The organism is uncultured Mailhella sp. (assembly GCF_905187505.1).
In the GTDB taxonomy this organism is placed as follows: Bacteria; Desulfobacterota; Desulfovibrionia; order Desulfovibrionales; family Desulfovibrionaceae; genus Mailhella.
In genome coordinates this window covers 1-11,287 of the sequence record NZ_CAJJIC010000072.1, presented here as the reverse complement: position 1 = coordinate 11,287, position 11,287 = coordinate 1, and the positions used below count along the sequence as shown (strand labels likewise).

General features: G+C 60.6%; 9 protein-coding genes and 1 pseudogene. 8 read left to right on the top strand and 2 right to left on the bottom strand.

Features of this window, described 5'->3' with window-relative positions:
* Window positions 1-1,002: 1,002 nt before the first annotated feature.
* Genes QZZ60_RS07550 through QZZ60_RS07520 form a run of 7 tightly spaced genes read left to right on the top strand, consistent with a single transcriptional unit; the run spans window position 1,003 to window position 8,639 of the window.
* Window positions 1,003-2,571, top strand: coding sequence for an ABC transporter substrate-binding protein (locus QZZ60_RS07550; RefSeq protein ID WP_295640053.1), 1,569 nt, complete (start codon window positions 1,003-1,005; stop codon window positions 2,569-2,571).
* A gap of 51 nt (window positions 2,572-2,622) precedes the next feature.
* A complete protein-coding gene (locus QZZ60_RS07545) occupies window positions 2,623-3,627 on the top strand; it encodes an ABC transporter ATP-binding protein (RefSeq protein WP_295640050.1) in 1,005 nt (334 codons plus the stop codon).
* Complete coding sequence (locus QZZ60_RS07540) at window positions 3,624-4,661, top strand: ABC transporter ATP-binding protein (protein WP_295640047.1); 1,038 nt, start codon at window positions 3,624-3,626, stop codon at window positions 4,659-4,661. Before QZZ60_RS07545 ends, QZZ60_RS07540 begins: the two co-directional genes overlap by 4 nt.
* Before the next feature lie 24 nt (window positions 4,662-4,685).
* Window positions 4,686-5,411, top strand: coding sequence for a glycerophosphodiester phosphodiesterase family protein (locus QZZ60_RS07535; RefSeq protein WP_295640045.1), 726 nt, complete (start codon window positions 4,686-4,688; stop codon window positions 5,409-5,411).
* Window positions 5,408-6,766 carry an alkaline phosphatase family protein gene (locus QZZ60_RS07530; protein ID WP_295640042.1) on the top strand — a complete coding sequence of 453 codons (1,359 nt, stop codon included), beginning with the start codon at window positions 5,408-5,410 and terminating at the stop codon, window positions 6,764-6,766. The genes QZZ60_RS07535 and QZZ60_RS07530 overlap by 4 nt, the downstream gene beginning before the upstream one ends.
* 2 nt (window positions 6,767-6,768) lie before the next feature.
* Entirely contained in the window at window positions 6,769-7,698 is a 930-nt protein-coding gene (locus QZZ60_RS07525) for an ABC transporter permease (RefSeq protein WP_295640056.1), read from the top strand.
* Between the two features lie 14 nt (window positions 7,699-7,712).
* The gene (locus QZZ60_RS07520) at window positions 7,713-8,639 is read left to right on the top strand and encodes an ABC transporter permease (protein WP_295640040.1); all 927 of its coding nucleotides are present in this window, start codon (window positions 7,713-7,715) and stop codon (window positions 8,637-8,639) included.
* A gap of 238 nt (window positions 8,640-8,877) precedes the next feature.
* On the opposite strand, the gene QZZ60_RS07515 is transcribed toward QZZ60_RS07520, so the two are convergent.
* Window positions 8,878-9,543, bottom strand: coding sequence for a MerR family transcriptional regulator (locus tag QZZ60_RS07515; RefSeq protein WP_295640036.1), 666 nt, complete (start codon window positions 9,541-9,543; stop codon window positions 8,878-8,880).
* Between the two features lie 84 nt (window positions 9,544-9,627).
* Here QZZ60_RS07515 and QZZ60_RS07510 point away from each other — a divergent pair.
* Window positions 9,628-10,815, top strand: a pseudogene (locus tag QZZ60_RS07510) (MFS transporter); the annotation flags it as partial.
* 132 nt (window positions 10,816-10,947) lie between these two features.
* Here QZZ60_RS07510 and QZZ60_RS07505 read toward each other — a convergent pair.
* A partial coding sequence (locus tag QZZ60_RS07505) for a rhodanese family protein (protein WP_295640034.1) occupies window positions 10,948-11,287 on the bottom strand: 340 nt, incomplete at its 5' end.

The window sequence follows — 11,287 nt, the reverse complement described above, 5'->3', positions numbered from 1 at the left end:
CTGTAAAATATTTATATATAATAAAAAGTTTAAACCAATTATCTTATAAGCATTACATTCCTACTATTAATTCAGCATATTACTAAAATTTAATATATTAATTACAAAAATAAACAAATTTTTATTATATGATTCAAATTTTTCAATATTAAAAAACATTACACCGATATAATGAAACAAAATTTTCATATTCATCAAAAAAATAATAAGCAAGCATCTATAAAAATGCTGAAAAAGCACACGATCTACATATTATTTCATATAAATAAAACATTCAAATTGACAAATATACATCTTATTGAACACGTATTTAATGCTTTAAAAATCGTAAAAAGCTTTCATAGCTAAAAGACAATGGAAATAAATCGATACTTTTATTTTTTTCACACCGGTTGCCGTCTTTTTTTCATCACCTTCGAGCGTTCGATTTCCAAACTCCGCCGTTCATGCCTCGTGCGTCCGCCGTCCTTCCTCTCTTAGCTGCGGCAACGATGCGCCGTGCCCCCGCTTCCGGGGCATATGTCCATCTCTCGGGCAACGCCGACGCAGAGCCGTCCTTTCCGCAGTCCTCAAAGTGTCCCATCGCCGCCGCCCGACGACCGGACATGTCCTTTATTCAGCAAGCTGAGCAAAGGACGCCAGAAACAGATTCCGCAAAAGAAGAGACGCCGTGCGCAGCGTCTCTCCTCCCGCCCAAAATTTCCACAGCACCCTCGACTTTCCCGTCAGCTTGTTCTTTTTTTTCCAGAATGCCGGATGGTTATCCTCACCTTTTTATGACGAACGTGTAACGTTTTCCTTTTTAAACGTCATGAAAATGTCATCAGGACGTCACGCGTGCTTCAAATGACGCAACTAATGTTCTGCACGATCCTTCAGATCGGTTTGAACCTTTGAAAATTTCAAGAAAAAACACGACGGGCGACGCCCGGGCGATGATGCTCACGGTATTTTCAAAGGCCGTCCATCTGGAACAGCTCTAACGCATTATGGAGGAAAACCATGATTCCCGCTTCCCGCTGGCTGAGATTCGCCGTAGCGGCCATGCTGTGCGCTTTTGCGCCTCTTTCCGCGTCCGCCGCGACCGCCGATTCCCGTCCGGAGCTTGTCGTTGCCGTGGCGGAAATTCCCGAAGGACTGGAGCCTTCCAAGGAACTTTCCAACATGGGAACCCGCATTACCTACAATATCTTTGATACGCTCATCCGTCGCGACTTTCTGGCCGACGGATCCGGCACGGCGGCAAAGCTCGTTCCCGGACTTGCCGAAAGCTGGAAGCGCATCGACAACAACGGCATGGAACTGCACCTGCGCAAGGGCGTCAAATTCCACAACGGCGACGAGCTCACCGCCGACGACGTGGTGTTCACCTTCGAGCGCATGCTCAAGCCCGACTATCCCGCACCGGAGGGCAAGGCCTACTTCTCCATCTTCGACCGCATCGAAGCCGTGGATCCCTACACCGTGCGCATCTATACCAAATATTATGACACGCTGCTCGAACACCGCCTGTCCTCCTGGGCCAGCTGGATCGTGAACAAGCGCGCCTATGAGAAGCTCGGCTTCGACGAGTTCGGCCGCGCCCCCGTGGGAACCGGCCCCTACAAGCTCAGGAGCCTGAACTCCGGCGAAAGCATCGTTCTCGACGCCAACGACGACTACTACGGCGGCAGGCCCACGGCCCGCAGGGTCACCTTCCGCATGGTGCCCGAAGTGGCCGCCCGCATCAGCGGTCTGGTGAGCGGCGAGTTCGACATCATCGCCAATCTTCCGCCCGACCAGCTCTCCACGCTGGCCGCCTACCCCGACATCGACGTGCGCAGCGTGGTGCTTTCCAACACGCACATGCTTGTGTTCAACACGAGCGCCGGACCGCTCAAGGACAAGAGAATCCGTCAGGCCCTTTCCCTGGCCGTGGACCGCAAGGCGCTCAACGACGCGCTCTGGGGCGGTCAGGCCGTCATTCCCAACGGGCATCAGTTCCCCGAATTCGGCGACATGTACGATCCTTCCCGCCCCGGTCAGACGTACGACCCGGAAAAGGCCATAGCTCTCGTGAAGGAGGCCGGCTACCGCGGCGAGCCCATCGTCATGTATACCCAGGCCAACTACTACGTGAACGCCCTTTCCGCCGCCCAGATCATGCAGGAAATGTGGAAGACCGTCGGACTCAACGTAAAGCTCCAGGTCATTGAAAACTGGAAGGCCGTCAAGAATGAAGACGTCATGATCCGCAACTGGTCCAACTCCAACCGCTACCCCGACCCGCTCGGCTCTCTTGCCGTGCTCTGGGGGGCCAACGGCGCTCCCCAGACTTCCTGGAAGAGCTGGACCGGTCCTGCAACCGAAGCATTCAACAAGCTCATTGCGGAGCTCGAGCGCACCTCCGACACGGCGGAACGCAAGGCCATCTTCGGCAAGATGCTGGATTTGTGGGAAGACGAGACTCCCGGCATGACGCTGTATCAGCCTCTTGAAAGCTACGGCGTGAAGAAATCCGTGCACTGGAAGCCCTACAGCTTCTACTACATGGACCTTCGCCCCTACAATCTGAGCTTTTCCGCCAGATAACGCCTGCCGGCGTGCGTCCGAGGACGCACGCCGTTTTCAGGAACACGCGTCATGCTGCTTTCCATCCGTAATCTCAGCGTCCGTTTCTGGAGTCCTCGCGGCATCGTCCGGGCCGTAAGTCATGTCAGCCTCGACGTGCGTCCGGGCGAAATTGCAGGCATTGCCGGAGAAAGCGGCTCCGGCAAGAGCGTCACCTGCATGGCCGTCATGGGTCTTCTGCCGGAACGTTTTTCGCACGTTGCCGGCTCGGTGCACCTTGAAGGCCGCGAGCTCTTCGACCTGCCGGAGTCGGAACGCCGCCGTCTCCGCGGCCGAACCCTCGCCATGATATTTCAGGATCCGTCAAGCTGTCTCGATCCCATACGGCGCATCGGCAGCCAGATCGCGGAATCGCTGCGTCTCGCCCATCCGAATGCCTCCCGGCACGAACTCAGGGACCGCACCCGGGAGCTGTTGCGCCGCGTGGGCATCGCCGATTCGGCAAGACGCATGGACGAGTATCCGCATCAGCTTTCCGGCGGCATGAACCAGCGCGTCATGATAGCCATGGCTCTGGCCTGCAATCCCCGCCTCCTTTTTGCGGACGAGCCCACCACCGCGCTCGACGTGACCACGCAGGCCCAGATTCTCGATCTTCTGCGCAATCTTTCCGAAGAGCGCCGCATGGCCGTGGTGCTCGTCACGCACGATCTCGGCGTCATGGCGCAGACGGCCGACCGCGTGGCCGTCATGTACGCCGGGCGCATCGTGGAAAACGCTCCCGTAAAGGAACTCTTTTCTCATCCGGCGCACCCTTACACCCGCGCGCTGCTGAGGGCCTGTCCCCGCACCGACATCACCGTGCGCAGGCTGGAGGCCATTCCCGGCACGGTGCCTCCGCTCACCGAAGCCATGCCCGGCTGCACCTTTGCGCCGCGCTGCCGCGAGGCCGCAGCCGAATGTTCCAAAAGCGTGCCTCCGCTCATCAGGCTGGAGGAAGGACCGGGCTTCTGCGCCGACGGGAAAGACGAACATCTGTGCGCCTGCCACAAAAACGTGCTCGGGAGGGCCTCATGAGTGAATTTGAATGTCCCGGCGACCATGGAGCCCTGCTCCAGGCCTGCCGCCTTGTACGCACCTTCGACGCCGGACGCGACGGTCTGTTCGGTCCGCGCCGCAAGGTGCGCGCCGTGGACGGCGTTTCCTTCTCCATCATGCCCGGAGAAGCGCTGGGGCTCGTCGGCGAAAGCGGCTCCGGCAAATCCACCGTGGGCAACATGGCAAGCGCCCTGCTTGCCCCTACCGAGGGAAAAGTGTGGTTTGAAGGACAGCGCATTCCCGACGGCACCCTTTCCCGCCGGCGCCGGAAGGAAGCGGTTTCTCATCTGCGCCGCAATCTTCAGGTCATTTTTCAGGATCCCGCGGGCACGCTCAATCCCCGGCTGTCCATAGGCGAACAGGTAGCCGAACCCTTGCGCATACACGGCGAAGGAAACGCCCGGCTCATCCACGAACGCGTGCACGAAACGCTGCTTCAGGTGGGACTGAACGCGGACATGGCCGCCCGCTATCCGCACGAGCTGTCCGGAGGACAGCGACAGCGCGCCGTGGTGGCACGTGCCCTCATCACCCGGCCCAGGCTCATTGTCTGCGACGAGCCCACGTCCGCACTCGACGTTTCCATTCAGGCGCAGGTGGTCAACCTCCTCGGAGACCTGAAGGCCGAAACCGGCGTCTCCTATCTGTTCATTTCGCACAATCTCGGCGTGGTGCGAACCGTATGCGACCGCGTGGCCGTCATGTATCTCGGCAGGATCGTGGAAGAAGCGGCCGTGGACGTCATCTTTTCCCATCCCGCTCATCCCTACACGAAGGCGCTTCTCGACGCCAATCCCGTACCGGTTCCCGGCGCGAAGCGCCACGCCCCCCCACTGAAGGGCGAACCGCCGAGTCCTCTTGAAATTCAGCCCGGCTGCCGTTTCATCGAACGCTGTCCCCGCGCTCATGAACGTTGTCGCCGTCTTGTCCCCGAACTGCGTCCCGCGCCCGGCACGCAGTCTTCGTCCCCCTTCTTTCACCGCGTTGCCTGTCACTATCCCGAAACCGACTGAAACCATCCCTCAGAGACATCCGCCATGCATCCGCTTCTTCCCATAGCCCATCGGGGCTACTCCGCACGTTTTCCCGAAAACACTCTTGCCGCCTTCGCGGCCGCCTACGACTTCGGCGTGCTGGCCGTGGAAACCGACGTACGCCTTTCTTCCGACGGCGTGCCCGTATGCCTGCACGACGCCTCGCTGGAACGCCTGGCCCGTTCGGAAAAATCCGTGGCCAGGACGCCGCTCTCCGACATCCGTCAGACGCTCTGCGACGCGGGACGCGATCTCTGCCTGCTCGAAGAAGCACTCGCCCTCGCTGTTGAGCGCAAGGGCCGCCTGCTTCTCGACGTGAAGGCCCCGGACGCGCTGCCGAAAATACACGCGCTTCTTGTGTCCATGTCCGTCCCCGAAGACGCCGTGACTCTCGGACTGCGCTGCACCCCGCAGGTGAAGGAATGGCGGAAGATGGATGCCAGACGTCCCATTCTGGGCTTTCTCGCGCACACGAAGGAAATCCCCGACTTCTACGCCGCAGGCGGCACTCTGGTCCGCTTCTGGGAGGAGGATCTTACGGCCGATCCGCGTCTCGTCCGCCTTGCCGAAGGCCGCCCCTTCTGGGTCATGGCCGGAGCGAGGGAGCAGGGCTGCGGAGACATCACCCTTCCCCGCATCGCCTGTCTGCGTCAGCTCGGCGCTTCGGCCGTTCTGCTCAACGATCCTTCGCTGATCGGTCCCTGCCGGAACGGAGGCGTTGCGGCATGAAGTCCCGCGTTCTCATCATGGTGCTGGACGCCTTCTGCGGCGACATGCTGAGCGACAGGCTCACACCGAACCTGCAAGCCTTCGCCCGCGAGTGGACGAGCGTTCCCGCAGCGCGTTCCGTCTTCCCCAGCGAAACGCGCGTGTGCGCCTCTTCGCTGACAAGCGGCTGCTGGCCGGAACGACACGGCATCACGGCCAACTATCAGTTCCTTCCCCCGGACGGACGCCTTTTCAACAGCGGGCTTCCCGAAGATCTGCGGGAATGGAAAAAACGGCTGAGCGAACTTGCCCCCTGCGTCCCGCCCGTTCCTAACCTCGGCAGAGCGCTTGCCGGAGCGGGCCGAAGCCTTCTTACCGTGGCTGCCGCCTCCGACGGGTGCTGCTGTCTTCTTGACTGGAATGCGGCAGCCCTCGGTCATACGCGGCTTGTCGTGCGCACGCCGTCCCTGTGCACGCCGGAAGGCAGCTACGGGAACATGGTGCGCGATTTCGGCCCCGTTCCTCCCGTGCGCGAGGCTGACGGCACCTATTCTCCGGCGCTCATGGCGTATACCGTTTCCGTGCTGCTCGGACGCATAGAGGCGGACAGCCCCGATGCCGCGCTCTGCTGGCTTCCCGAGCCGGACATGGCCGGTCATCTCTTCGGCACCCGAAGCAGACAGCACGACAGGGCACTTTCGGTCATCGACAAGCAGTGCGGCCGAGTCATGGCCTGGTGGGAAGAAAAGGGCAGGGAACAGGGCTGGCAGCTTCTGTTCATGGCCGACCACGGCATGGACGACGCCGGGGAACAGCGCGACCTTCCCGAAGCGCTGCGCGCGGCCGGGTTCAACACGCGCGTTTCCGAGGACGGACAGGCGATCACCGCCGTCATGGACGACTCGACCTTTCGTATTCTGAACGCCTCCAGCGGTCATGCCCGGCTGGACGGGCCGTGCGGGGAAAAGCCCCTTCGCGCCCTGCTCGATGCGCTGAAGCCGCTCTGTCATGACGTGTTCCTTGCCGACGCCCTGCTGCAGCGCTTTCCCGTCCCGGGCGTTCGACCCCTCTCAGGCACACGCTGCAGCCACGCTCTCGGCCCTCAGATACGATTCACGCTTGCCGGCACGAACGGCGGCCCGGCGGCCCCCTCAGGATCCGTGAAGATCGGCTTTCACGGTGGATGCGGAAAGCGTGAAATGAACCCGCTGCTCCTTGCCGGAGGAGAACTCCTGCGCCCCCGCTACGAAAGCCTGAAGCCCTCCGCGCTGCCCGACATCGCGCCCACCGTGCTCACGATGCTCGGCGTGCCCGTGCCGGAACGGATGCAGGGCCGTGTTCTTACGGAACTTTTTGCCGATAGAGGAATCATGTGACCATGCTTCTCTTCATTCTGCGAAAAACGCTTCGCGCGCTTCTGACCATGTTTCTGGTGGTCACGTTCACCTTTCTCATTCTCCGCATTTCCGGAGATCCCACGGAAGTCATGTTTCCCGACGACGTCCCGCAGGAAGTCAAGGACGCCTACCGCACGGCCTGGGGACTGGACCGTCCGCTGCCCGAGCAGTTCGCAAAGTACCTCGTCAGCGTGGGGCACGGCGATCTCGGCTACTCCTTCCGCGACTCCCGCCCGGCGCTGGACGTGGTGACGGAACGCATCCCCGCCACGCTCAGGCTCGGACTGTGCTCGTTTGCGCTGTCCGTGTGCCTCGGCATTCCTCTCGGTCTGTGTGCGGCCTTCCGCAGGAACACGTTCCTCGACAGGCTCGCCACCTCGGTCAGCGTCATGGGCTACAGCATGCCGAACTTCTTTCTCGGCATACTGCTCATCCTGCTTTTCTCGCTCAAGCTGCGACTGCTGCCGAGCTCCGGTTCCGCCACGCCGGAACATCTCATCATGCCCGTCATCACGCTGGGCACGGCCACGGCGGGCATCGTGGCGCGCTTTACCCGCACAGCCGTGCTCGACGTGCTGGGCCAGCCCTTCATCATGGCCGCAAGAGCCAAGGGACTTTCCGTGCCGAGACTCATATTCGGTCACGTTCTGCCCAATGCCGCCATACCGGTCATCACCATTCTCGGCCTCCAGCTCGGCTCCGTCATCGGAGGCGCGCTGGTCACGGAAACCGTGTTCGCCTGGCCCGGCATAGGCCGTCTTCTCGTCCAGTCGGTCAACTACCGCGACCTTGCCGTGGTGCAGACCATCGTTCTCATCATCGCGGCCAGCATGATCATCTGCAACCTGCTGGTGGACATGGCCTACGGCTGGCTTGATCCCCGCATCCGCTCCGAACGGGCCGGAAACTGAACAAGGACAACGCCATGAACAAAGTCATTGACGCCGCTTCCATGAATGTGCCGCCGTCTGCCGACGAACGCTCTTCCCTCACCCAGCACGACGATGCCGACGACTTCCGCTGCACCCCGCCGGTGCGCTATCCGCTGCTCGTCGTCATAAGCGCGTTCCTTCTTGCCGCGCTCTTTCTCTGCGGCCTTTTCGCCGAACAGCTCGCGCCCACGGGCTACGCCGCTCAGGATCTTGCCTCAAGACTCAGTCCGCCCGTATGGCTGGGCGGAAAATCCGGACTCCTCGGCACGGACTTTCTCGGCAGGGACATTCTCTCCCGCCTGCTCTACGCCGTGCGAATCAGTCTGCTCGTCGCCTTCGCAGGAACGCTCATTTCCTGCACCCTGGGCACGATTCTGGGATTTCTTGCGGCGCACAGGAAAGGCTGGACCGACGAAATAGTCATGATGCTGGTGGACTTTCAGGCCTCCATGCCCTTCGTGCTCATCGCCCTGGCCATTCTGGCCTTTCTCGGCAACAGCCTCGGCCTGTTCATCGCCGTCATGGGACTGAACGGCTGGGAGCGCTTTGCCCGCTTCACCCGGGGACTTGCCCGTTCCGCCTCGGCCCGGGGATATGTGGCCGCCGTGCGGGCCATGGGAGCCTCTCCGCTGCGCATCTACCTCCGGCACATACTTCCCAACATAGCCGGCGTGCTCATCGTTCAGTTCACGCTCAACTTCCCGAGCACCGTTCTGCTCGAATCCTCCCTCAGCTTCCTCGGACTCGGCATACAGCCGCCCCTGACCAGTCTCGGAGCCATGCTGGGCGAAGGCCGCAACTATCTCATCAACGCCTGGTGGATATCCGTCGCTCCCGGCACGGTCATTTTCTGCGTGACCCTTTCGGCCTGCATTCTGGGCGACTGGCTGCGCGACCGGCTCGACCCCACGCTGCGCTGAACGACGCAGACCTGCCGCCGGCGCAAGAACCGGGAAAGGCTGATCCGGCCTTGCGCCGGATCTCGCCTTCCGGTCACGAACCGTGCTTCTCTACCCGCACAATGTATCTTGCAACATAGTCGTCATCCTTCTGCGCGAGCACGTAGTTCATCTGATCATAGGCATACACGTCCCCGCAGATCTTCACGCCCCTGTCCGAAAGCTCCTCCATCATCCGCAAAAAAGCCTGCGCGTGACTTTACATGTCTCCCCTGTGAAAAAGACAGGCATACTCGCCCTCATCCACTCGCCCGGAATTTTTCAGACCGGATCTTTGCCATGCCGCAGTAAAGATGCTGCATATGCGGAAGGTCCCTTCCCGGGCATACTCCAGGGGAATGATCACGCCGAGCGGCGGATCAATGGCGTTGCCATCCATGAGGCTCTGCATCAGGCACCGGGAATAGCACTCCACACTCGATTCCCGGCCCGCGATCTTCTCCGAGTCCACCGGATAGACAAGAATGTCCGCCGCACTCCTGCGCTCGAAAAAAATGCGGTCGTACTCGGCGGAAACCGCTTCTCCGGCCATGGCCGCCAGACTCTTCAGCATGAAAAGACGATGGGCAAGACGCTCCTGCTCTCTTTCCAGCACGACAATGCGCTCCGCGACAAGGCCGAGGCATCCTTCCTGTCCGCAGCTTTCCCTGTGTCTGCGTATGTCCTCCAGCGTGCTGCCGGTTTCCTTCAAAAGTGAAATGAGATCAAAATCGAAGAACTGCTTCATGCCGTAGCGTCGATAGCCGTTCCCGGACACGTGGTCCGGTCTGAGCAGCCCCTTTCTGTCATAGTGCAGGAGCGTTTCCTTGGTCGTATGGCACAGTCTGGCAAATTCCCCGATGTTCAAAAAAGTTCTGTTCCCCACGCTTTTCTCCTTGACCCTTGTGTTACCCGGTAGTTTACGCTCGGGAACCGCCGGAGAAAAGTCTTCCGGCGCCATCCGAACCGAACAACCCGTCAAGGCTGCGATCACATGAAACGGACAGAACTTTCCGCCGCCCGCGCGGCATGCGCGTATTTCTTTCTCTGCCCCGGCCTCTCCTACGGCCTGCTCACCTCACGACTGCCGGCGCTGAAGATCCAGACCGGGGCCGACGAGTCCCAGATCGGACTTCTTCTGCTGTGTCTCGGACTGTCCAGTCTCGCCGCCCTGTTCAGCAGCAGCCACCTCATCGCCCGCTGGGGAAGCCGCCTCATTCTGAAAAGGGCCTCCCTCGTGCTTCTTGCCGCCATTCCCCTGTGCTGTCTTGCCCGCACTCCCCTTCAGCTCGGAGCAGGATGCCTGCTCACCGGCGCAAGCATGGGCCTTGCGGATGTGGCCATGAACACGCAGGGCATTCAAATAGAGCAGCGCCACCGCGTCTCGTGCATGTCCTTCATGCACGCGGCCTACAGTCTGGGCGGCGTCACGGGCTCGCTGACCGGAGCCGCCTTTGCCGGACTCGGCCTGAGTCCGTTCCTCAATGCCGTCTGCATTCTGGCGCTTTACGCCTGCGGCCGGCCATGGGCCTCGCCTCGGCTTATCGACGACCTTCCCTCCTCAACCGCCGAAAGAAAGGAACCTTCCCGCATCCCTCCCCTGTTCGTGGTCGTCTGCGGCATCCTTGCCATGCTTGCCTACTCCTCTGAAGGCTCCGTGGCCGAATGGGGAAGCCTTCTGCTCTTCACCGTCAAAGGCGCCGGAGAACACACCGCCGCGCTCGTGTTCGCGGCCTTTTCCGTCACCACCGTGCTCTGCCGTCTTTTCGGCGACAGCCTGCGCCGCACGCTGAGCGATTTCATCCTCATGCTCGGCGGCTCGCTGCTGGCTCTGTCCGGAATGCTGCTCGTGCTGCTTTCCCCCCTGCCCGCCGCATGCCTTGCAGGATACGCGCTCATGGGCGCAGGCCTTTCTCCCATCGTGCCCACGCTCTTCAGCCGCGCGGGAAGCTGCCCCGGCATCAGCGCGGGAAGAGCCAGCGCCGTCGTCTCCATTCTCTCCTACAGCGGCCTTCTCTTCTTCCCGCCCATGCTCGGCTTCATCGCGCATGAAAAAGGTCTGGAAAACGCACTGATCATCGTAGTCGGCGCTTGTGCGTGTCTTGCTCTCGGCTCCTTCCTTTTCCGGACGGGAAGGAAAAAAATCACGCGCCCCTGAACAAAGAAGGCTCAAAAGAACGCCGCTCTGCGCTCATTGCGACATGGGCATGCCCCCTCGCCCCTCTTCTTGGGAAGACGCAAAAACGCCGGAAGAACATCTTCCGGCGTTTTCACATTCGAATGCCGACAATCAGCGTCTGTTCCACGGCATTTTCGCCAGCAGGAGCCCGAGGCCGCAGAAGCCCGTGACTCCGGCGAACACCAGCCCCGCCCCCACAAAGGCGGACAGCCAGAACATGGGATGCCATATCCAGCTGCCCAGTATGCCGAGCAGCACAAGAGACCCCGCGCCTATCTGAATCTGCCTGAACAGCGGCATGCCCGTCTTCTCGTGCCGCACCGGCAGGCCTTCCTTCATCCAGCCGTTGAGACCGCCTTCCATCTGCCAGGCCTGCGTGTCGCCCGCAAGGGCCTTGAGTTCGTCGGCGGCCTTATCCGTTCTTCTGCCGGAACGGCAGAAGAAGATCACC

Bases quoted from the DNA above. Each gene is read 5' to 3' on its own strand.
- QZZ60_RS07520 (WP_295640040.1), top strand. From the start codon at position 7,713: ATGAACAAAGTCATTGACGCCGCTTCCATGAATGTGCCGCCGTCTGCC.
- QZZ60_RS07540 (WP_295640047.1), top strand. From the start codon at position 3,624: ATGAGTGAATTTGAATGTCCCGGCGACCATGGAGCCCTGCTCCAGGCC.
- QZZ60_RS07535 (WP_295640045.1), top strand. From the start codon at position 4,686: ATGCATCCGCTTCTTCCCATAGCCCATCGGGGCTACTCCGCACGTTTT.
- QZZ60_RS07525 (WP_295640056.1), top strand. From the start codon at position 6,769: ATGCTTCTCTTCATTCTGCGAAAAACGCTTCGCGCGCTTCTGACCATG.
- QZZ60_RS07530 (WP_295640042.1), top strand. From the start codon at position 5,408: ATGAAGTCCCGCGTTCTCATCATGGTGCTGGACGCCTTCTGCGGCGAC.
- QZZ60_RS07545 (WP_295640050.1), top strand. From the start codon at position 2,623: ATGCTGCTTTCCATCCGTAATCTCAGCGTCCGTTTCTGGAGTCCTCGC.
- QZZ60_RS07550 (WP_295640053.1), top strand. From the start codon at position 1,003: ATGATTCCCGCTTCCCGCTGGCTGAGATTCGCCGTAGCGGCCATGCTG.